Source organism: Kosmotoga olearia TBF 19.5.1 (assembly GCF_000023325.1).
Taxonomy (GTDB): Bacteria; Thermotogota; Thermotogae; order Petrotogales; family Kosmotogaceae; genus Kosmotoga; species Kosmotoga olearia.
In genome coordinates this window covers 1,452,867-1,474,750 of record NC_012785.1, presented here as the reverse complement: position 1 = coordinate 1,474,750, position 21,884 = coordinate 1,452,867, and the positions used below count along the sequence as shown (strand labels likewise).

At 42.8% G+C, this 21,884-nt stretch carries 17 protein-coding genes and 2 pseudogenes; 12 read left to right on the top strand and 7 right to left on the bottom strand.

Going from position 1 to position 21,884, the window contains the following annotated elements; translation table 11 throughout:
• Positions 1–4: 4 nt before the first annotated feature.
• From dnaJ to hrcA, 3 genes are read right to left on the bottom strand one after another with little or no spacing between them, the layout of a single operon-like run.
• Entirely contained in the window at positions 5–1,114 is a 1,110-nt protein-coding gene (dnaJ, locus tag KOLE_RS06940) for a molecular chaperone DnaJ (protein ID WP_015868726.1), read from the bottom strand.
• Positions 1,115–1,123: 9 nt separating this feature from the next.
• Positions 1,124–1,744: a nucleotide exchange factor GrpE gene (locus tag KOLE_RS06935; RefSeq protein WP_015868725.1), complete on the bottom strand. Its 621-nt coding sequence runs from the start codon at positions 1,742–1,744 to the stop codon at positions 1,124–1,126.
• A 19-nt stretch (positions 1,745–1,763) separates the two neighbouring features.
• Entirely contained in the window at positions 1,764–2,810 is a 1,047-nt protein-coding gene (gene hrcA, locus KOLE_RS06930) for a heat-inducible transcriptional repressor HrcA (RefSeq protein WP_015868724.1), read from the bottom strand.
• 109 nt (positions 2,811–2,919) lie between these two features.
• Between hrcA and KOLE_RS06925 the strand changes: the two genes are divergently transcribed.
• Genes KOLE_RS06925 through murC form a run of 7 tightly spaced genes read left to right on the top strand, consistent with a single transcriptional unit; the run spans position 2,920 to position 11,528 of the window.
• The gene (locus tag KOLE_RS06925; protein ID WP_015868723.1) at positions 2,920–4,413 is read left to right on the top strand and encodes a UDP-N-acetylmuramoyl-L-alanyl-D-glutamate--2,6-diaminopimelate ligase; all 1,494 of its coding nucleotides are present in this window, start codon (positions 2,920–2,922) and stop codon (positions 4,411–4,413) included.
• A complete protein-coding gene (locus KOLE_RS06920; RefSeq protein ID WP_015868722.1) occupies positions 4,410–5,750 on the top strand; it encodes a UDP-N-acetylmuramoyl-tripeptide--D-alanyl-D-alanine ligase in 1,341 nt (446 codons plus the stop codon). The genes KOLE_RS06925 and KOLE_RS06920 overlap by 4 nt, the downstream gene beginning before the upstream one ends.
• Complete coding sequence (gene mraY, locus KOLE_RS06915; protein ID WP_015868721.1) at positions 5,740–6,675, top strand: phospho-N-acetylmuramoyl-pentapeptide-transferase; 936 nt, start codon at positions 5,740–5,742, stop codon at positions 6,673–6,675. Before KOLE_RS06920 ends, mraY begins: the two co-directional genes overlap by 11 nt.
• Complete coding sequence (gene murD, locus KOLE_RS06910; protein ID WP_015868720.1) at positions 6,675–8,024, top strand: UDP-N-acetylmuramoyl-L-alanine--D-glutamate ligase; 1,350 nt, start codon at positions 6,675–6,677, stop codon at positions 8,022–8,024. Before mraY ends, murD begins: the two co-directional genes overlap by 1 nt.
• On the top strand, positions 8,024–9,121 hold the full coding sequence (locus KOLE_RS06905) for an FtsW/RodA/SpoVE family cell cycle protein (protein ID WP_015868719.1): 1,098 nt from the start codon (positions 8,024–8,026) through the stop codon (positions 9,119–9,121). Before murD ends, KOLE_RS06905 begins: the two co-directional genes overlap by 1 nt.
• Entirely contained in the window at positions 9,114–10,187 is a 1,074-nt protein-coding gene (locus tag KOLE_RS06900; protein WP_015868718.1) for a UDP-N-acetylglucosamine--N-acetylmuramyl-(pentapeptide) pyrophosphoryl-undecaprenol N-acetylglucosamine transferase, read from the top strand. The genes KOLE_RS06905 and KOLE_RS06900 overlap by 8 nt, the downstream gene beginning before the upstream one ends.
• Before the next feature lie 3 nt (positions 10,188–10,190).
• Positions 10,191–11,528, top strand: coding sequence for a UDP-N-acetylmuramate--L-alanine ligase (murC, locus tag KOLE_RS06895; protein ID WP_015868717.1), 1,338 nt, complete (start codon positions 10,191–10,193; stop codon positions 11,526–11,528).
• Here the strand turns inward: murC and KOLE_RS06890 are convergent.
• The 4 genes and pseudogenes from KOLE_RS06890 to KOLE_RS11400 all read right to left on the bottom strand — a co-directional run.
• The gene (locus tag KOLE_RS06890; protein ID WP_015868716.1) at positions 11,506–13,278 is read right to left on the bottom strand and encodes a TIGR03960 family B12-binding radical SAM protein; all 1,773 of its coding nucleotides are present in this window, start codon (positions 13,276–13,278) and stop codon (positions 11,506–11,508) included. The two genes, murC and KOLE_RS06890, sit on opposite strands and share 23 nt — an antisense overlap.
• Positions 13,279–13,899: 621 nt before the next feature.
• Positions 13,900–14,190, bottom strand: a pseudogene (locus tag KOLE_RS11205) (integrase core domain-containing protein); the annotation flags it as partial.
• 45 nt (positions 14,191–14,235) lie between these two features.
• Entirely contained in the window at positions 14,236–15,450 is a 1,215-nt protein-coding gene (locus KOLE_RS06880; protein WP_015868410.1) for an IS256 family transposase, read from the bottom strand.
• 74 nt (positions 15,451–15,524) lie between these two features.
• Positions 15,525–16,546, bottom strand: a pseudogene (locus KOLE_RS11400) (IS3-like element ISKol9 family transposase); the annotation flags it as partial.
• Between the two features lie 406 nt (positions 16,547–16,952).
• Here KOLE_RS11400 and KOLE_RS06865 point away from each other — a divergent pair.
• The 5 genes from KOLE_RS06865 to KOLE_RS06845 are packed head-to-tail and all read left to right on the top strand — an operon-like array spanning position 16,953 to position 21,882.
• Complete coding sequence (locus KOLE_RS06865; RefSeq protein WP_015868715.1) at positions 16,953–18,635, top strand: acyl-CoA mutase large subunit family protein; 1,683 nt, start codon at positions 16,953–16,955, stop codon at positions 18,633–18,635.
• Positions 18,636–18,663: 28 nt separating this feature from the next.
• Entirely contained in the window at positions 18,664–19,059 is a 396-nt protein-coding gene (locus KOLE_RS06860) for a cobalamin B12-binding domain-containing protein (protein ID WP_015868714.1), read from the top strand.
• Positions 19,056–19,925, top strand: a complete 870-nt coding sequence (meaB, locus tag KOLE_RS06855) for a methylmalonyl Co-A mutase-associated GTPase MeaB (protein ID WP_015868713.1) — start codon at positions 19,056–19,058, stop codon at positions 19,923–19,925. Before KOLE_RS06860 ends, meaB begins: the two co-directional genes overlap by 4 nt.
• Entirely contained in the window at positions 19,922–20,329 is a 408-nt protein-coding gene (gene mce, locus KOLE_RS06850; protein ID WP_015868712.1) for a methylmalonyl-CoA epimerase, read from the top strand. Before meaB ends, mce begins: the two co-directional genes overlap by 4 nt.
• Positions 20,329–21,882, top strand: a complete 1,554-nt coding sequence (locus tag KOLE_RS06845) for an acyl-CoA carboxylase subunit beta (protein WP_015868711.1) — start codon at positions 20,329–20,331, stop codon at positions 21,880–21,882. The genes mce and KOLE_RS06845 overlap by 1 nt, the downstream gene beginning before the upstream one ends.
• The last annotated feature ends 2 nt before the right edge of the window (positions 21,883–21,884 follow it).

The following is a 21,884-nucleotide window of genomic DNA, read 5'->3' as shown; positions in this document are numbered from 1 at the left end:
CTTTTCACCCGAGCCCTTTCAGTTTTGCTATTTCTTCAAGCAGCTTTTTCTCTTTTCGAGATGGTTTGGGAATAGAAACCTTAACGGTCACTATTATATCTCCTCTTTTTCCGCTTGTAACGGAGGGGGCTCCAAAACCCTTGAGGCGGAAAATCGTTCCGGGATTTGTACCGGCAGGTATTCTTAGATTCTCTGTTCCACCCTCTGGAAGGGGTATTTGAACTGTTGTACCGAGTGCCGCCTGAGTGTAATCTATCTCAACGCTGTACAAAAGATCATTCCCGCTTCGCTTGAACTCCGGAGGCATCTTAACACGAACGGTCACGTAAAGGTCACCGTTCGGTCCTCCATTCTTTCCTGCATGACCATGGCCGCTGATTCTTATTGTGGCTCTATCTTCAACCCCGGGTGGTATGTTTATCTTCACTCTGTGCTTTTCTCGAGTGTATCCTGAACCACCACAGGTGCTACAACGTTGGTCTACTATCCTTCCAGTACCATTACATACCTCACAGGTATGAGTATTACTGAATATTCCAAAGAGTGAACGATGTTCTTCCGTAATCATACCGCTACCACCGCAGCGCGGACACGTGCGGAAACTCGTTCCGCCTTCGGCTCCGGTACCATTACAGGCATTACACGTTACCTTTCTATCGTACTCCAGAAAGACAGACTTACCGGTAATCGCATCCTTCAAATCAACTGAAACATTAGCGTATATATCGTCACCTTTCACGGGCCTTGCGGTTCTTTCTTTCCTGCTTCTTGTACGGCTACCTCCGAAGAAAACATCAAAAACATCCTGAAAATCACTGAAAATATCATCAAAAAAGCCTCCACCCGGTCCAGCAGTTTGGCCAGAACCGGTGTATGAAGGTTCTCCAACATATCCAAACCGATCGTACATACCTCTTTTTTGTGGATCAATGAGAACCTCGTAAGCCTCCTGAATTTCTTTGAACTTTTCTTCAGCATACTTCTTATCGGAACCTTTGTATGTATCAGGATGCCATTGTTTTACCAATTTTCTGTATGCCTTTTTTATTTCTTCCTGGGATGCCCCACGGGACACACCCAGAACCTCATAATAATCCTTTTTCGCAGCAGCCATTTACATCACCTACCGTTTCTTCGACTCTTTTCCTCCCTCGTCTTCAGGGTTTTCCTTTTTACTATCAGCTTTTTTGGGCTTCATAGCAACAATAACACGCGGGGGTTTTATAATCTTACCGGAAAATTTATAGCCTTTCTCAGCTACTTCCAGAATAGACATATCTTCAACAACATCAGATTCAACGGTTTCGGCAACCTCATCCCTGAACGGATCGAAAAGCTCGCCAACCGTTGGAACGATTTCTTCTACTCCCTCCTCTTTGAGGATACTTTCCAACTTCTTGTAAATCATCCTAACACCCTTAATCAATGGGCTGGCTTCTTCACTAAAATGATTCATAGCCCTCTCAAAATCTTCCTTCAGATCCAACAACTTGAAAATCATATTTTCCTTTTGCTTCAAAACGAGTCGATTGGTTTCCCTCTCCAGAGCGAGTTTAAAATTGTGAAACTCTGAACGCAAACGGGATATATCATCTTTCAATGTTTTTATCTCTTTCTCTTTTTCCTCAAGCGTTTTCCTAAGCCTTTCAACTTCCTTTTCCGAGGCTTCCTTCTTTATCTTTTTTTCAAACTCTCCTTTATTCTCAACACTCTTTTTCAAATTCTTTCTGGCTTCTTCTGACATATTATCACCTCCTGACTCACTACCTCTTGCTAAACGCTTCCGAAAGCCTATTCGAAGCGAATCGCAAATACGCGTACGTTGTTTCATAAAGGTTTATTTTCGACGCCATAATCACTATCATCCCCAGTTTCTCACTGAATCGTTTATAAGGTGCAACAAACAGAGCAAAGTTCTTCAATTCTGGAATTTCTATCTCATTACCAATAAGAACCTTCTCTGTCGATACTTCCGAAAATTTGCTCATAAGTATCTCAAGCTTTCTGGGATTTTCAATGTACTTTACCAGCCCGGAGATATCCTGCCAGCCGAGATTCTTATTAGTAACGAGATATTCCAGACCATATTTATAATACCTTTCACCACCATCGTTTTCAAAAACACCTCCGAGAAAATAGAACAGCTCTTCGATTTCTTTGCTATACCACTGTTCCTGAACAAGCTTAAAATTCCTTAGCCCTTCTCTGATCTCACCGATAGTTTTTCCCGCTACGACGCTGTTTACGCGTTTTTGAAGGTCCAGATAATTGTGATATTCATAACCGGCAAAAACCGTTGAATTGACTGTAACTCCAAGATCTGTAACGACTGTCACATTCAAATAGCCTTCCGTTACCGGTGATATAGCTACATGCTTGACTACAAGCTTATCTATGTCAGGACGCTCTACCATAACAAAAGCCGAAGAAACCTTTGCTATGATTCTGGCCATCCCCATCAAGAGATGTTCTATATCACCTATTACCGAAACCTGCCGTAGCGATATCGCCGCGGAGCTTTCTTTGAGCTCATCATTCAACTCCTTTATAGATTCGAGATAGAAACGGAGCCCCTTGTCAGTGGGGATCCGCCCCGCTGATGTATGAGGTTGATAGATATAACCGAGGAACTCCAGCTTTCTCATATCATTTCTAATAGTTGCCGAACTATACATCAGGTCAGAACGTTCCAATACCTGCTTTGAACTTACAGGTTTCCCGTGAGTTATATATTCCCTTGTTATACAATATAAGACCCTTACCTGTCTATCGTTGAGTTTTGGACCATCAGTTTTTCTTCTCGCCGGCATATTAGCACTCCTCCCTGGAGACTGCTAATTTAATATTAGCATGTAGTATACCTGTTGTCAAGTCGAAATTGCGATGATACAATAGTTTCAGCGAAAGGGGGGGAGGCATGTGAAACTTTCCCATCTCATCGAGCTTCTCGGTAATAACCTCGTTGAGGTTACCAACCTCAACGGGAAAGACCCCGAGGTCAATGATGTGGTGAGTAACTCCCGCCTTCTCAAGCCCGGAAACCTCTTTATCTGTCTTCAAGGTACTTCTTTTGACTCCCATTTGCTCGCTCCTGAACTTCAAGAAAGAGGTGCAGCTGCTTTAATTGCTGAGAAAAAAATCGATGTTGATCTTGATATTCCTATTATATACGTTAAAAGCAGCAGGCTTGCAGAAGCACATTTGTACATGGAAATCAACGACCATCCCTACAAAAAACTCACGACAATCGGAGTTACTGGAACGAACGGAAAGACCACGGTAACCACTCTGATAAACCACATTCTCGAAACCTTTCAAAGAAAATCTGCTCTCGTGGGAACCGTAAAGAACGTGATCGGTGACTATGTCTCGACAAATCCCAAAAACACCACTCCCGGACCAGCTACTCTGGCGAAATACATGAAGATGGCTGTAGAGAAAAATCTAGAATACTTCGTTATGGAAGTTTCTTCTCACGGTCTTGCAATGCACAGAGTCGATGGAATGCGCTTTGATGTTGCTGTGCTTACAAACGTAACACGTGATCACCTCGATTTTCACGCTTCTTTTGAAGATTATTACAGGACTAAGTTGCGGATCTTTAATTTACTCAAACCTGTCGGAAAAGCTGTGGTGAATTCGGATAACGTAAATATTGGAGATATAAAGCTCCCGAGGGATAAAATAATAACCTATGGCTTTGGAAACGAATCTGACTTTCGCATGGAAAACCTGGAGATCTCCAGAACAGGTATGTATTTCACCGTTGAGACACCGTTTGGTTCCAAACATAAAGTTTACACGCGCCTCGTTGGCGAACACAATGCTTATAACGTAACCGCCACAATCGCTACAATGGAATCTTTGAATTACGACACCGAACACATCCTGGAAGCAATTTCCACTTTCAGTGGTGTCCCGGGAAGATTCGAATTCGTTGAGGAAGCTACAAAATACGGCTTCGATGTCCTTGTAGATTTTGCTCATACTCCAGACGCTCTGGAAAAACTTCTGAAAACTGCAAAAAAACTCTCAGAGGGAAGAATCATTATTGTCTTTGGCGCCGGTGGAGACGCCGATAAAGGTAAAAGACCGTTAATGGGAGAAATCGCCTCCAGATTCGCTGATGTTGTTATCTTAACGTCTGATGATCCCAAAAAAGAAGATCCCGAAGAAATCCTGAATGACATAGAAGCAGGAATAAGCAAAACAAAGCCGTACCTTGTCATTCCGGATAGAAGAGAGGCTATATCTGTAGCTCTTACGCTGGCAAATCGACAGGACACCGTTTTAATAGCGGGAAGAGGACATGAAGATTATCAGGCCTTTGCGGATTATGTTGTAGCTTTTAATGATAAAAGAGTCGTTAAAGAGATTCTGGATACAAAATTTCGGAGGCATGCTAAAAGGTGAGCTCATCTAAACAACTTGACGTGAAACGTTTTCTGAAACTTACTGACGGAAGAAAAATCAGAATCGACTCGCGAGTGGTTAAAATCGGGGACGTATTCATAGCCTTGAAGGGCACGAGGGTTGACGGAAATGATTTCATAGACGACGCTCTCAAACGTGGAGCAATTTTTGGCGTCTCAAACCGAAGTTCAGACAATCCTGCTGTTTTCTTTCATCCAGACCCGAAGAAACTGCTCATTGAAGCAGCTGCTTTTATTCTGAAGCACTCAAAAATCAAGCACAAAATCGCGATAACCGGATCTAACGGAAAAACAACGACCAAAGAAATTCTTGCTTCCATACTTTCTGACTATGGTAAGGTGTTCAAAACACCAGGTAACCTCAACACTGAAATAGGTATTCCCATAGCTATTCTCGAAAACCGTTCACAGCTGGCAGAATGCGATTATGCCATCTTTGAATTCGGAACGAGCAAAAAAGGGGATATCTCTTTTTTGACAGACCTTGTAAATCCAGATATTGCCGTTCTCTTGAACGTGGGCACGGCTCACCGGGGGAACTTCAATGACGAAACCGAATTACTTCAGGAAAAGTGCTCGATATTCGAAACTCTTCAGAAAGATTCAACAGCAATCACAAACGGTGATGATAAAAGAATCAGGTCAATGATTTCGGAGCTCAGTTGCAAAAAGTTGTTTTTTGGACAGCGCAACGGAGATTTGAAGATAATGAAATTTGACTATTCCAAAAACAATACCTTTGTCGCTTTCAAAGCTTTCGGAGAAATGAAGATGGCAAAGCTCAAAGGGATCTGGAATTCCGGTCAATTACTGGACTTTGGTGCCGCTTATCTAACAGCTCTTTCTTTAAAAATTGAAGAACCGCTCCTCAATATCAACAGAATTATCTTACCTTTCAACAATCGCTTCTCAGTGGAGAACATTGCGGGAATAATCCTGATAAATGACTGTTACAACAGCAGTTTAGAATCTGTAGAGTCTGCCATAAAAAGTATAGCCAAGCTAAAAAAAGAGAGAACTTTTGCTGTTGTAGGCTCTATACTTGAACAGGGAAAATATTCAAAAAAAACCCATGAAGAACTCGGAAGACTATTGAACTTTTTTGACCACATAGTTCTTTACACAAAGGACACCCAGGTTGAGGCAGTACAAAATACCGCAAACATTGATTTCAAAAGTTCGAATCCGGAAGAAGTCGCCGAATGGCTGAAAAAAAACTGCCGCTATGGCGATCTGGTTTATTTCAAAGCATCAAGAGGTGTTGCACTCGAAGAAGCTATCCTGAGTTTTCGTAGGAGGTTGCAGAGTGGAGAATAACGTAATTGTTTTTTTTCTTTCCTTTTTAAGTAGTGTCGTATTTATTGAGGGATTCAAACGTTTCCAGAAAAAACTTCGAATCGGACAATACATTCGCGAAGAAGGCCCCGATCTTCATAACTACAAAACCGGAACCCCTACAGCAGCGGGTCTCGTTTTCATCCCGATTTTCATTGCGGTACTTCTGAATTTCAACAGAGGCCCGGAAAGTTTTCTTATCGCATTCTCTGCTCTTTCCTATGGGTTAATCGGAGCCATCGATGACTTCATGAAAATAAAGCGAAAAAACGCCTCGGGGATAACAGCCGTTCAAAAATTGTTCATGCAATTTACGGCAGCTTTCATTATCGTTTATTTCATTCAGCAAATAAACCCCCATACGTATCTGATCGTTCCTTTCAGCGGTTATAAACTGGATTTGGGATGGTTCTATTATCTCCTTTCATCAGTGGTTATCGTTGGGGTCAGCAACGCTGTGAATCTTACAGACGGTGTTGACGGCCTTGCGGGATTCGTTTTTATCGGTTCAATTGTACCTTTGCTCATTGTAGGATACCAATCCGTTGTATATCTTTCCCTGATTGGCCTGCTGATGGGATTTTTATGGCATAACTGGCATCCAGCAAGTATCTTCATGGGGGATGCCGGTTCACTGGCACTCGGAGGGATTCTTGCAACCTCTTTCGCTCTGAACGGTCTGGAGCTTTTCTTGATATTCTTTGGTTTTATCTTTCTACTGGAGACCCTGAGTGTTATTATACAGGTTACCTCATTCAAGTTCAGGGGAAAACGGGTTTTCAGGATGTCCCCTATTCATCATCATTTCGAACTTCTTGGCTGGAAAGAAGAAAAAATTGCGTTCCGTTTCTCAACACTCGCTTTATTAGTTTCTTTACTCGGAATAATCGGCTGGAGGGAATTATAATGTACTCCGGAAAAGCAGGGATAATCGGCCTTGGCGAGTCGAATTATCGACTTGTGGAGTATCTTCTACAAAATTCACACTCAGAAATCTTTGTTTCAGAAAAAGGGAAACTTGATCTCGAAAAAAAAGAATTTCTAAAGACAAATAATATAGAGTTTGAAGAAAGCGGTCATACTGAGAAACTCTACGATTGTGATTGGTTCATCCTGAGCCCGGGAATTTCTCCACACTCAGAAGTCGGCGAGAGAATTCTCTCTTCGGGAAAACCCTTTACAACAGAACTGGAATTCGCCCTCGATAAACTCAAAAAACTCGAGCACGGTGTAATCGTTGGAATAACCGGTACCAATGGAAAATCAACAGTTACCACCATGGTTGGACATATCGCAAAAAAAAGTGGGTTGAAAACCTTTATCGGAGGAAACCTGGGAACTCCACTAATAAGCTCTATCAATGAACGTTTTGATGTTTACGTAGTTGAAGTGAGTTCCTTCCAACTCACGTGGTTCGGCAAAAAAGAAAAATACTTCCATCTATCTTCAATACTGAACATCGCCCAGGACCACCTCGACTACCATAGGGACATGCGGGAGTATGCTCTCGCCAAACTCAAAATAATAGAGCTGACCTCCGGGTCTTCCATAATAAACTCCGAAATACTCGAAAATTTTGGAGACCTACTGGTAGATAAAACCAAAAAACAAATTATTCCTTTTTCAACCAGAAAAGATAGCTTCTTCTGCCTGAAAGACGGTATAATGAGACTTCACAAATTATCCATATCTCTGGATAGTCTGAACTTTCCAGGAATTCATAATCAAGAAAACGCCGCGATAACCCTCGGACTCGCACAATTTCTGGGGATCCATGTCCACGACGCTCTGGAAAAACTCCAGGATTACGCATTTCTCGACCACAGAATGCAAAAATGCGGGCAAATAAACGGCGTAACATTTATCAACGACTCAAAAGCGACTAATGCCCACGCCGTTATCAATGCTTTGGAAAATTTCGACCTTGAAAAAGTTATAATCATCCTATCAGGAAAAGAAAAACGTGAAGATTACACCCCGTTGATCAAAAAAATATCCAGAGTAAAGCATATAATTTTTCTTGGTGATTCCTTAAAAAGCCTTATAGAAAGATTGAAAAAGAAAGGAATCACCTATGATGTGGTTCACACAATAGATGAGGCTCTCAAAAAAGCCGTGGAGCTATCAAAAGCAGGTGACATTGTCTTGTTCAGTCCCGGTGGATCGAGTTTCGATCTGTATAAGAATTACAAAGAACGCGGAAAAGATTTCGTCAAAGCCTTTAACAACCTGATAAAAAGGGAAGAAGTGATCTGATGAAACGGTCTTATCTTCTCCTAACCCTTTTTACCAGTGTTCTTTTGGTTCTTGGCTTTGTGTTTATATACAGCGCAGGGATCAGCATGGAAGCAAGACTTCCCTATCTTTCTGCTCGCGATTTTCTCACCAAGCAGCTCATTGCTTTCGTTATAGGTCTGATCGCCGCAGTGATAACCGTGCACATAAAAAGTTCCACCCATTTCAAAAACGTCTTTTACGTATATTATCCAGCGATAATCTTTCTTCTTGTCACAGTCCTCCTCTTTCCAAGCAGGGGTGGTTCTCACAGGTGGATAGAACTCGGAGGTTTCTCACTTCAGGTTTCAGAATTTGCAAAAGTCGTTTTGATAATGGCTTTAGCAAAATATTTCGGATGGATAGAAGAAAAAAACCTGAATTTTTTGAGAACCTTTATAATACCATTGCTGATTGCCGCTCCATTCATTTTCCTGGTGTTCATTGAACCAGACCTGTCCACTACCGGTCTCCTCATTTTGATAACCCTGGTGATGATGTTCCTCGGTGGAATAAAAATAAGGCATATTCTCCTTGCAGTAGCACTCACCATTGTTCTGATCTTCGCCGCATACCGATTAGAATTATTGAAATCTTACCAGATAGAAAGGTTCATAACCTTTATCTCATCCTTCAGAGGACAGGAACATGAGCAGATTTCGTACAGTCTCAAAGCTATTTCAGCTGGCGGTTTATTTGGAACAGGGCTCGGAATGGGAACAGTGAAGTATTACCTTCCGGTAAGTTACTCTGACTTTATCTTTGCCACAATAGGCGAAGAACTCGGACTTGTAGGGATTTTCCTGCTGATGATTTCTTATATAGGATTTGTCCAAAAGCTGGTGCTGATAGGTTTGAAAGTCCCAAAGAAAAAGGAAGGAAAATTGTACATCATTGGTTTTGCCTTTTATGTGATGATACAGGCTACGATAAACATCGCGGTTAATCTCGGCCTATTTCCACCGACGGGTGTAACATTGCCTTTTGTCAGTTACGGGGGTTCATCTTTGATATCCCTGCTTATAGGCTTTGCTTTCGTTTTCAGCATCATTTTAGAAAAGGAAGAAGATCATGCGTAAAAACCTTAAAGTAGCATTCTGCGGTGGCGGAACGGGCGGCCACTACTATCCTGCCATCGCCGTGTACCAGGAACTCTCAAAAAGGTTCGACATCGAAGCGTTGTATTTCACCATAGCCGGGAGGCTTGATGATAAAAACGTAGAACAGGACATACCACGAGTAAAAAGAATTCCTCTCAAAGTGAAGGGATTGCGAAGGCCCCTGGCCCATCCTGAGAATTTTTTCCGGGTTTTGTCACATCTTCGCACCTCTTCAAAAGTAAAAAAAATCCTGAAAGATTTCAATCCTGATCTCGTTTTTTCGACGGGAGGGTACATTTCATATCCCGTTGTTAAAGCTGCACACACGCTTGGAATCCCCATCTACATTCACGAACAAAATTCCATTCCAGGGATTGCCAACAAAAAACTTTCTGTCTTCGCACGAAAAGTATTCGTTTCCTTTTCAGAAAGTGCGGATTATTTCCCTGTACCAAAAGATAAAATAATCGTAAGCGGAAACCCTGTCAGAAAACCCGTTAAAAATCGCGAAGAACTTCTCAATCAACTAGGGTTCGACCCAAAAACTCCCTTTGTGGTCATAACCGGGGGAAGCCTTGGATCGGATTTGCTGAATAAATTGGCACTTTCGCTTTACTCAAAGATACTTGAACACGGCCCTAACATAAATTTCCTTCACATTACTGGAAATGAAAATATCTCTGCTAAACTGAATGAATTCCCCTTTGTTATTGAGAAAGCTTATGAACCAGAACTTCACGAATACATAAATATAGCTGATGCAGTTATAGCGCGTGGTGGCGCAACAACGATAGCCGAAATCCTTAATTACAAGAGCTTTGGTATAATAATACCGTGGGAAGGCGCCGCAGAAAATCATCAATATTACAACGCTGTTTCACTGGAAAAACAGGGGCAGGGTTGTGTTATACTTGAAAGCGCAGCAACTCCAGAAAAAATTTATTCCACACTCGTTACAACCCTAAAAAGGATGAGCTTCAAAAACAATGAGGTTTTCAGAAATCCCGCAAGGGTTATAGTAGAACATGTAGTTCGGGAGGAATAGAAGTTGAAATATCATTTTATTGGTATTGGCGGGATCGGAATGAGTGGTCTCGCTCTTCATTTAGCGGCTGAGGGTAATGAGGTTTATGGCTCAAATTTCGAAGAAAATGAGCGGGTTGAATACCTGAGGCGCGTTGGTATGCGCATTTATATTGGACATGCCCGCGAGAACTGGGAAAACCCCGATGTGGTTGTCCATACAACCGCTGTCAGTAGAGGAAATCCCGAGCTTGAACGCAGTATTTCCGAAGGTGTTCCCCTTCTTTATCGTATGGAACTTCTCAGAAAAGTAATAGCTTCCCGAAACTCACTCAGCGTTACCGGTACGGATGGCAAAACAACGACAACCGCTATGCTTTCCAAAGTAATGATAGACGCAGGAAAAGACCCTGTTGTCTTTCTTGGAGGAAAATCTCCACATCTGGAACATGGAAATTACAGAAATGGTGAAGGACCTATTGTCGCCGAGGTTGATGAAAGCGATGGTTTCTTTGCTTCATTTTCTTCACTTCACGCTATAGTGACTAACGTTCGCGGAGATCATTTAGAACACTACAACAATTCTCTAAAAAACCTACAAGCTCATTTTCACTACTTCGCCAAAAGAATAACCGGCATCTTCATATACAACGCCGATGATGAGGCTTCAAAAAGGCTCTTTGGCGGGATGGGAATCACCTTTGGTGAAAATGATGGTGATTACAGATTTACCAAAAGAACCTGTGATAGGACAAAACAGAGTTTCGAAGTTTATCATGGTAAACATTCCCTCGGGCGTTTCACGCTGAACCTTCCCGGAATACACAACGTTTATAATGCAACAGCCGTAATCGCTATGGCTGCCGAACTTGGAATTCCAATGGACATTGTAAAAAACTCATTGGCAACGTTCAAGAGCGTAGACAGGCGCTTCACTTTTAGAGGCTTTAGTGAAGAGAAAAATCTTTACTTCATAGACGATTATGCCCACACACCTGACGAAATAAGAAACACAATAAGGGGAGCAAAAGAAAGTTATCCAGATAGAAAGATCATTGTTGTATTTCAACCCCACAGATACTCGAGGCTTGCCAGGGAAAATGGACGGTTTGCAGCATCCTTAAAAAGCGCCGACGCTGTGTGCGTTTACAAGCTTTATGACGCCTACGAAAAAGGAAGATACGCTGTCAGCGAAGTTGAAGTTTTGGAAGGCCTGAAGAATTACGGCGTAGAATCCTACCACGCCGACGACTACAACGACATCCTCAACTGGCTGGACAGCAAACGTGACGCTGTGGTTCTCTTTCTTGGAGCCGGCGATATAACAGAAGCTTCAAAACTCAGTGCTTTAAAATTCGGATAAGTCTGTTAGCGACCTTCAAATCCGGGCATACTCCACAAAGACTGCAAATATCCCATCTGCAATCAGGGGTTGTTTCCCCCCTAAGTGCTTTTTTATATTCCTGAATCAGGAATTCTTTTCTTATTCCAAGGGAGACATGGTCCCACGGTAGTGGTTCTGATATTGAACGTTCTCTCGTATATTCTTCGGGTTTGATCCCGCTTTCTTCAAAAGCCTTCAACCATCTTGAAAAAGAAAACTCTTCACCCCATTCATCAAACAGGGCACCAAGGGTGTAAGCTCTATATATCGCTTTAGCTACCTTTCTATCTCCTCGACTCAACACGCCCTCAACATAACTCTTTCCCGGATCGTGAACCTGTAGTTTTCCGAACTTCTTTATCGCCCTGAGTATTTTCATTTTCTTCCTTGCTTCAGTCGGGTCAATCTGCTTTGCAAATTGAAAAGGAGTGTGAGGTTTTGGAACAAAGATCGACACAGAAACCGTCACATCTTTCAAACCGGCTTTCTTGGCTTTACGTGCAAGTTCAACAATTCCATTTATATCTTCCTCAGTTTCCGTTGGAAGACCTATCATGAAGTACAATTTCAATCTTCTCCAACCATGCTTGATTGCGGAATTAACGGAATTCATAAGATCCTCTTCTGATATGTTTTTATTTATTACGTCCCTCAATCGCTGTGTACCCGCTTCGGGAGCGAAAGTAAGGCCTGTTTTTCGTACAGAAGCAATCTTTGAAGCAATCTCAATTCCAAAGCTGTCCACTCTCGTTGAAGGCAAAGATAACGCAACTTTTCTCTCACCAAGGTACGGTAATATGCTGTTCGTAAGTTCCTGAATTGCCGTATAGTCCATGGTGCTTAGAGAAAGGAACGAAAGCTCTTCATATCCTGTGTTATCAATTAGCTCCTTTATATCTTCCAGAATGGCCTTATGGTTTCTCTCCCTCACAGGTCTGTAAAACATTCCTGCCTGACAAAATCTACAACCGCGATCGCAACCTCGCATAACCTCTACTACTGCTCTGTCATGAACGACCCCCATGAAAGGAACGACAGGCTTGGTATCTATTCTGTAATCATTTATGTCGGAAATTACAGCTTTGACGACTTTACCATCATTTAGAGAGGGAACGTACATTCCTGGTAGTTCTTTAAGCATTTCCAAAAGCTCGCGTCTCTTGCCTTTTTTCAGCAAGTCTAGATTTTCTTTAACAATCCTTGCCAGCTGGAGAGTAATGGATTCTCCATCGCCGATTACAAAAGCATCAAAGAAATCCGCTATTGGTTCAGGATTTGCCGTACACGGTCCCCCGCCAATGACGAGCGGCTCTGTGGTTCTGTCTTTCTGCCAGATCGAGATCTCAGCCAGATCCAAAAGTGCTATCACGTTGGTGAAGCTCAATTCGTACTGCAAGGTTATTCCAAAGATATGAAACTCCTTGGCCGGAGTATAGGTTTCCAGAGAATAAAGAGGGACGTTATTCTCTTTCATCTTTGCCATCATATCTTTCCATGGAAGATAAGTTCTCTCAGCGTATATCTCCGGATCTTCATTAAGATATTTATAGAGCAATTTCAGACCTAAATGCGACATACCGATCTCATAGGCATCCGGAAATGCTAAAAGAAATCGCAGCTTATTTCTTGGGTCTTTTTTTACTATATTCAATTCTTTTCCTATGTATCTGGAAGGCTTTTTGACAGTTGAAAGAACGCCAGAACTAACAAGCCATCTATAAATATCCATCTTTTACCTCCATTTCACCTCTCCATTCCTTTCTTTTTCCTGATTACTTCTCCTATTTTATCTTACATCTCTCAATTATGCATGGCACAACCCCAATCGAGATCCGAGATTCGAGAAGGCGAGAACAGGTACGACTGGATTCGCCAGTGTTGCGAACTCCTGCGGAGTTGTTGCGAACCACTTCGTGGTTGCTGCGAACTGCTGCGCAGTTGCTCGACCAACTACGTTGGTGATACGTGCCTGCGGCAGATGTAAGGGACGTTGTCGGTTGTGAGTTGTAAGTTACTCGAAAAAAGTCGAGAGTCCAAACCAAGAGTCCGAGAACCGGTAAGCACACCTTGAAAACAGGGACTGTCATCCTGAACTTGATTCAGGATCTCGTACTTAAGAAGACCAGATTCTCGATAAAACATTTCCATAATGACGGTTTTTTGAATCGTGCAGCGGTTCGCGTTACTTTATTTGACAGCGTAGCAAGCCTCAGCCTCGCAAGCGTCGCTCTACCAGCTGACAGCGTTGCAAGCCTCGGCTGCGCAGCAGCTATCGGCTCTCGGTTCTCGATTTTTACGTACAACCTACAACGCGGTCTGACCCCCAATAATGAGACACGGGTTAACGAGATCAAGCTTTAACAGACTGAATCATGGAAATGCTACAGTGTTTCTTAAAGGCTTGTGGTGTCATGTATTTCAAAGAACCATGTGGTCTGAGATTATGATAGAAATCCATGTACACCTGGTATTTTCGGTGAACGTCTTCCGCTCTCTCAAACACATTCATAGCCACAAATTCCCTTTGCACATTCGAATGCTGTGATTCAATAAAGGCCTGGGAATCAGGGTGGTGCTTTATCCCAAATTCCTGGATTATCTCGTTCTTTTCAAAATATTCCCGGGTGTAATTAGCTGTAAACGGGCGTGTCACATATTTTGTGTAAACCCCAAACTCCGGAAAAGATCAGACATAGGATTTCACCCAATCAAATTCTATCATCAAAGTGGCAAGGATTTTATCCCATTCATTTATTCTCACGGTCCATTTTCTAGTTATATTGTTAATGGCGAGATATGCCAGTTTCATGAGAGCCATGTCATTGGGAAAAACACCTCTGTTCTTTGTTACCTTCCTGAGTTGGCTGTTCAGGGATTCTATTGGATTGGTTGTGTAAATCAATTTTCTAATCTCTTTGGGATATTCGAAATAGGTCGTGAGGGATTCCCAGTTGTCTTTCCAGCTTTTAATGCTGAAAGGATACTTTTCTCCCCATTTCTCTTCAAAAGCCATAAGGGCGTTCCATGCTGCTTCTCTTGTGTCTGCTGTGTATACCGATTTCAGGTCAGCAGCGAATTTCTTTTTGTCTTTCCAGGATACAAATTTCATGGAATATCTTATCTGGTGTACTACGCATCTCTGGATTTTAGCCTGGGGATATACCGCTTCTATTGCCTCTTCCATTCCCTTTAATCCGTCTATTGAAAAGAACATCACTCCTTTGACACCTCGGTTTTTCAGCTCATTTAGCACACCAAGCCAGTATTTTGAACCTTCACTCTGAGCTATCCACATTCCTAGGACATCTTTCATTCCTTCCAGATTTATCCCAAAGGCTATATACAAAGCCTTATTTCTTATCTGGTTGTTCTCAGAGACTTTGAAAAAGATAGCATCCATGTAGATTATGGTATATACCTCTTCAAGGGGTCTGTTTCTCCATTCGGAAACGATGGGTATTATCTTGTCTGTTATCCTGCTTATGCTTTCAGTTGACAATTCAGAGCCGTATATGTCCTTAAGATGTGCCTGTATGTCCCTGTATGTCATTCCCCGGGCATACATAGACAATATCTGGTCCTCTATGGAAGCTATGCTTCGCTGGTGCTTTTTAACCACTATTGGTTCGAATTCACCTTTTCGATCCCTGGGAATTGAAAGCTCTATTTTGCCATATGAGGTATTCACTGTTTTTTTCGAATAACCGTTTCGGGAGTTATCCGTTTCTTTGTTCCTATAGTCATGCTTGGAATAGCCCAGTTCTTCTTCAAGTTCCGTTTCCAGCATCTCTTTAATGATGTCTCCAAATAATTCTTTTACAAGATTTTCCGCGTCTTCTGTTGTCTTTAATTTCCTCTCTCGTACCAATCTCTTCATTGCTTCTTTGTCAAAGTTTCCCACTGTTCTCCCTCCTTAGCTTTTTGTTATTTTCTCATATTTCGGAGGGAGTTTACACAAAATTGCTAACAGACCCCTGTAAACAGGCTTCCATTATCCGTACGGACCAACTGAGGTACCGTTTCCTGGTAAAGCATTGCCCTTCCCAGTGTTCGAGTAAAATCTTTGCACTTGCAACTCTTCCCAAGATATGAACCCACTATTTCCCTTGAATATACATCTATTATGTCCAATAAGGCTATATTCCCTTCCTGTATTGTGGTTATGTACTTAATATCTGCTTCCCACAGTATTCCTGTCCTGTCTATCTCATGCTGGGTTGAGCGCCTAACAGGATGGTGCTGTTTCGGCCAGTATTTCCTGACATATCCCAGCTTCTTTCTCATTCTGTGTACTTTCTTGTGGTTCACTATTATCCCAAATTCATTCAGAAAATACTTGCTGAGCTTCTTGCTTCCTAGCACTTTCAGATAATACTCAGGTTCATATGGATTCACTCTGCTGTATATGCCTTTGAGTAGTTTTTCAAGCTCTTTATCTTCGAACTTTTCACCGTTTGTCTTTAGACAGTAATTGCGCCTTCTACCTGTCTTCGCCTTTTTGAGAAAGAACAAGGGTTTCTTCCTGCGATAGTAACTGCTTCTGGTTATTCCAAAGATTCTCAAAAGATAAGAGGTTGAAAAACCATAACCCATATATGTTTCAGCGAAAAGTTCAACTGCTAGCCTTTTCCAGTTTTTTTTAGAGCTTCTTTTAGCAACCTTATTTCCAATTCTTTCTCTGCTATTATGAGTTTGTATTTCTCGATTTCGTTGAGAACCCCTTTTAGCTCTTTTGGGTCTTTCTTTATCTTGCCGAGCCCTATCTCTTTGTACAGAACAGGTGGTATCTTCGTTGGATCAACAATGAAATCTCCAGCTCTGAGTTTCGGTTCAAAAGCACTTTCTCCCTCCGCTCTGTATTTGTTTATCCAACCCCATAATGTAGAATCCGGTATCCCGTATTCTTCCCTGATTTCTCTTGTGTTTTTGTGACCCTCTTCGTATTCCTTTACCACTTTTAGCTTCAATTCCATTGAATATTGTGCTCTGCCTCTCATCCCTTCGCCCCCTTTTCTTTCATACTATCACTTCGTTATCTCTTGTCCTATTTCTTTAGGGGGTGATTACGGAGGCAACTCCACAGGAGTTCGTAACACCGGCGCAGCCGGTCGTAACAATCCCGAAGGGATTCGGAGCGCCGCGCAGCGGCTATCTCGATTCTCGGCTTCTAATCAGCGTCTGCAAGCCTCAACCTCGTGAGCGTCAACGTCGTGAGCCTCCTGGACGTAGTCCAGCACTTCCGCCGCGTAGCGGCCCTCTCAGTTCTCGGATTCTCCGTTCTCGAAAGAAAAACACTCTAAAATCATCTATCCGTTCCTATCTTTTCCCAATAGCTGTTGACTAAATAGCTTTTTTGATTTAGTTTTGAAGTGAGAAACTCCGAAAAAAATTGGGGGGATGATGATGTCCTTGAATCCTGAAGAGAAAAAGCACCTTGAAACCTTGAAAGAAAACTGGGAAAAGACAACCGTTGAAAAAGTTATTCAGAAATACCCGGAGAGAAAAGAACGATTCGAAACCTCCTTTGGTGAAGAGATTGAAAGGCTTTATACGCCGTTAGATATCGCTGAACTGGATTACGAACATGATCTTGGATTCCCCGGCGAATACCCCTTCACAAGAGGAGTACAACCAACCATGTACCGCGGTCGTTTCTGGACGATGAGACAGTACGCCGGTTTTGGAACTGCCGAAGAATCCAACAAACGTTACAAATACCTTCTATCACAGGGACAAACGGGGCTTTCAGTTGCCTTCGATCTCCCAACTCAGATAGGATACGACTCAGATGATCCCATGGCAGAGGGCGAAATAGGAAAAGTCGGAGTTGCAATAGATTCACTGGAAGACATGGAGGTCCTTTTTGACGGAATTCCTCTGGATCAGGTAAGTACCTCCATGACGATAAACTCAACGGCTGCCATTTTACTCGCAATGTACATAGCAGTTGCCGAAAAACAGGGCGTCTCCTCCGATAAACTGCGAGGAACGATACAAAACGACATCCTAAAAGAATACATCGCCAGAGGGACGTACATTTTCCCGCCAGAACCTTCGATGAGAATAATCACAAACATCTTCGAATACTGTTCGAAACACCTACCCAAATTCAACACAATCAGTATCAGCGGTTACCACATACGTGAAGCCGGCGCAGATGCCGTCCAGGAGGTTGCTTTCACACTAGCAGATGGTATAGCCTACGTTGAAGCTGCCGTGAAAGCCGGCCTTGATCCCAATGTCTTCGGTAAGAGATTGTCCTTCTTCTTCAACGCTCACAACAACTTCCTGGAAGAAATAGCGAAGTTCAGAGCCGCGCGAAAACTCTGGAGTAAGATCATGCGGGAACGCTTTGGTGTAACCGATAAAAAGGCCCTCATGTTGAGGTTCCATACTCAAACGGGAGGGTCAACGTTAACCGCTCAACAGCCGATGAACAATATTGTCAGGGTCGCTTTCCAGGCACTTGCCGCGGTTCTCGGAGGCACCCAGTCACTCCATACGAATTCTTACGACGAAGCTCTGGGGCTTCCAACTGAAGAATCTGTTACGATAGCTCTTAGAACACAGCAGATAATAGCCCATGAAACAGGTGTCGCTGATGTTGTCGACCCGCTTGGCGGTTCATATTACATAGAGCATTTGACGAGCGAAATTGAAAAGAGAGCTACCGAATACATAAAAAGGATAGATGAACTCGGTGGAATGGTTAGAGCGATCGAAGAAGGTTACATCCAAAAAGAAATATTGAATACAGCGTACAAATATCAGCTAGAAATTGAAGAAGGATCGAAAGTGATCGTTGGAGTCAACAAATTTACCGGAGAAGAAACCACACCAAAGAAGATTCTCAAAGTCGATGAAGAACTTGAAGAAAAACAGAAAGCAAGAGTACGTGCTCTCAGGGAAAAGCGTGATAACATAAAGGTGGAGAAAACCCTGAAAGAATTGAAAAACGCGGCCATGGGTAACGAAAACCTGATGCCTTATATTCTTAATGCCGTAAAAGCCTACGCGACCATCGGTGAAATTTCGAATGTTTTGAGAGATGTCTTCGGCGAATACACGGAAGCTGTTATCCTCTGAAACTTATTCAAATTGCGAGGTGGTAGAAATGGATAAGAAGATAAAAGTGTTAATAGCAAAACCGGGACTCGATGGACATGATAGAGGTGCGAAAGTTGTTGCTATGGCTTTGAGAGATGCCGGAATGGAGGTTATTTATACAGGCCTCAGGCAATCACCAGAGAAAATCGTCAAAGACGCGTTGCAGGAGGATGTTGATATCATAGGATTATCTATACTTTCAGGAGCCCATATGCGGCTTTGCGAAAAAGTCCTGAAATTGATGAAAGAAGCCGGGATAGAATCCAAACCAATCTTCGTCGGTGGAATAATACCGGAAGATGATGCAAAAGAACTCAAAAAAATGGGCATATACGAGGTCTTTGGTCCCGGTACCCCATTAGCAAATATCATAGAAAGAATTAAGGCTGCGGTGAAAAAATGAAGATAGAGAAATTGCTGTCGAAAGACCCACTCTGGATCTCTAAAGCACTTACCACCGTCGAAAGGGATCCAATAGCTGGAAAGGAACTGATAGATTCTCTTCCTGAAAGAGAATATCATGTTATAGGGGTTACTGGCAGTCCAGGTGCAGGGAAATCCACTCTGGTAGATAGATTAGCCACAGAACTTTCCAGCGATCATTCGGTGGCCATAATAGCCATCGACCCTTCCAGCCCGTTCACCGGGGGTGCCATTCTGGGCGACCGGATACGAATGAGGCATGCCCTGGAAAATGATAAAATCTTTGTGCGCTCCATGGCGAGTAGAGGAAAAGTCGGAGGGTTGAGCCCTGCCATATACGATGCTGTAAAATTGCTGGGAAAATGCGGCTTTGAAAAGATAATCGTTGAGACCGTTGGAGCCGGCCAATCAGAAACCGATATTGTCAACCTAGCCGATATAGTTTTGTTGATACTCGCACCCGGAATCGGCGACGAGATACAAATGCTAAAAGCAGGTATAATGGAAATCGGTGACATCTACGTCGTCAACAAAATGGACGTTGACGGCGCCGCGAGTCTTGTAAACAAAATAAAGGCGATGCTAGCATTTTCCGACAGAAAAAAAGAGGTCATCCTCACAAACGCGGTTAGCGGCAAGAATGTTGACAAATTGTGTGCACTGGTGGAAAAGGAACTGTCCAAACTCATTGAAACCGGTTTGATACACAAAAAACGTGCACACAGAGAGCTTTTTCATAAACTCAACAGTATCTGTGAAATCATACAGGAAAGATTCCTGGAAGATGAAAAACTGGACACTTTGTTGGAATTCATCAAAAACTTCGATAGGGGGGAAGAAGCTTGAAAATCGATCGTATCGACCATATCGGTATCGTTGTTCGCTCAATAGACGAAAAACTTCCGCTTTACAGGGACTTCCTCGGATTGGAATTTGGAGGAATAGAAGAACTACCGGAAAGGGGGCTAAAGGTTGCATTCTTAAAAGTTGGAACCACGAGAATAGAATTACTAGAACCTTTGAATGAGAAAAGTCAAATATCGAAATTCCTTGAAAAAAAGGGTGAAGGCATCCATCATATAGCTTATCACGTCGATAACATCAATGAAGCACTCGAAAAGGCTAAAAACGGTGGTTTTAAACCTCTCAGCGATGAACCTCAGCCGGGTGCCGGTGGAACAAAAGTGATCTTCCTGCACCCAAAAACCACCGGCGGTGTTCTCATAGAAATGGTAGAAGGTCAACACTAATGGGGGGTGATGAGTTGAACGAAAAACTCGAGAAGTTCAAAAAGCTAGATGAAAAAATAACCCTTGGCGGTGGAAAAGAGAGAATAGAGAAACAGCATGCTCAGGGAAAACTTACCGCCAGGGAACGAATAGAATTGCTGTGCGATCCTGGAAGCTTTGAAGAAATCGATAAATTCGTCAAACACCGTTCAACCTTCTTTGGACTTGATAAAAAAGATTTCCCGGCAGATGGTGTTGTTACCGGAATTGGTGAAATAAACGGCAGAAAAGTCGCTGTTTTTTCACAGGATTTCACAGTTCAAGGTGGTTCTCTTGGTGAAATGCATGCGAAAAAAATCATGAAGATCCAGGATCTCGCCATTAAGCTGGGAATCCCGATAATCGGGATAAACGATTCTGGTGGTGCCCGTATTCAGGAAGGCGTCGATTCCCTGTATGGTTACGGCGGTATATTCTATCGAAACACCCTTGCTTCTGGTGTCATACCACAGATAACCGTAATTGCCGGTCCCTGCGCCGGTGGAGCGGTTTACTCTCCTGCAATCACAGATTTCATAATAATGGTTAATCAGATATCCCAGATGTTTATCACCGGTCCACAGGTTATCAAAGCGGTTACCGGCGAAGATATAGACAAAAATGGACTCGGTGGTGCCATGATCCACAACAGCAAAAGCGGTGTTGCTCACTTCATAACTGAGACCGATAGCGACGCCATGCAGCTCGTCAGGAAACTTATTTCCTACATTCCGCAGAACAATTCAGAAGAACCTGAAATTACCGAACCAATGTCAGTCTCGCAAGTACCGGAACTAAGAGAAATCGTGCCAGAGAATCCAAAACAAGCTTACGATGTAAAAAAAGTAATAGAACTCGTTGTAGATAACGGCGAATTCCTTGAAGTCCACAAACACTACGCAAAAAATATAGTGATAGGATTTGCCAGGATCGCTGGCCGTTCTGTCGGAATTATCGCCAATCAACCTTCTGTTTATGCTGGCGTGCTGGACATCGACTCTTCCGATAAAGCAGCAAGATTTATACGATTCCTCGATGCTTTCAACATCCCAATAATCACATTCGTTGACACTCCAGGATTCCTTCCCGGCATTTCCCAGGAACACGGCGGCATCATCAGACACGGTGCCAAGCTTCTTTACGCTTACAGTGAAGCAACCGTCCCGAAAATTACAACCATCATCAGAAAGGCTTATGGCGGCGCTTATATAGCAATGGGAAGTCAGCATCTTGGAGCCGATATGGTCTTTGCCTGGCCCGGAGCTGAGATAGCGGTCATGGGACCGGAGGGTGCGGCAAACATCATATTCAGAAAAGAGATCCAGGCAGCCGAAGATTCCGAAAAAGTACGTAAAGAAAGGATAGAAGAATACAAAGAAATGTTTGCAAATCCCTATACGGCTGCTGCGAGGGGATACATAGAAGAAGTAATAGATCCAGCGGATACAAGACTAAAAATTGCCAGAGCACTGGAGATTTTAGATAGCAAGGTTGAAGGAAGGCCAACGAAAAAGCATGGAAACATTCCCCTGTGAGG

Excerpts from the sequence above, each read along its gene's own strand:
- KOLE_RS06860 (WP_015868714.1), top strand. The coding sequence starts at position 18,664 with ATGGATAAGAAGATAAAAGTGTTAATAGCAAAACCGGGACTCGATGGA.
- KOLE_RS06900 (WP_015868718.1), top strand. The coding sequence starts at position 9,114 with ATGCGTAAAAACCTTAAAGTAGCATTCTGCGGTGGCGGAACGGGCGGC.
- dnaJ (WP_015868726.1), bottom strand. The coding sequence starts at position 1,114 with ATGGCTGCTGCGAAAAAGGATTATTATGAGGTTCTGGGTGTGTCCCGT.
- murD (WP_015868720.1), top strand. The coding sequence starts at position 6,675 with ATGTACTCCGGAAAAGCAGGGATAATCGGCCTTGGCGAGTCGAATTAT.
- KOLE_RS06935 (WP_015868725.1), bottom strand. The coding sequence starts at position 1,744 with ATGTCAGAAGAAGCCAGAAAGAATTTGAAAAAGAGTGTTGAGAATAAA.
- KOLE_RS06905 (WP_015868719.1), top strand. The coding sequence starts at position 8,024 with ATGAAACGGTCTTATCTTCTCCTAACCCTTTTTACCAGTGTTCTTTTG.
- meaB (WP_015868713.1), top strand. The coding sequence starts at position 19,056 with ATGAAGATAGAGAAATTGCTGTCGAAAGACCCACTCTGGATCTCTAAA.
- KOLE_RS06865 (WP_015868715.1), top strand. The coding sequence starts at position 16,953 with ATGTCCTTGAATCCTGAAGAGAAAAAGCACCTTGAAACCTTGAAAGAA.
- KOLE_RS06890 (WP_015868716.1), bottom strand. The coding sequence starts at position 13,278 with ATGGATATTTATAGATGGCTTGTTAGTTCTGGCGTTCTTTCAACTGTC.
- hrcA (WP_015868724.1), bottom strand. The coding sequence starts at position 2,810 with ATGCCGGCGAGAAGAAAAACTGATGGTCCAAAACTCAACGATAGACAG.
- KOLE_RS06845 (WP_015868711.1), top strand. The coding sequence starts at position 20,329 with ATGGGGGGTGATGAGTTGAACGAAAAACTCGAGAAGTTCAAAAAGCTA.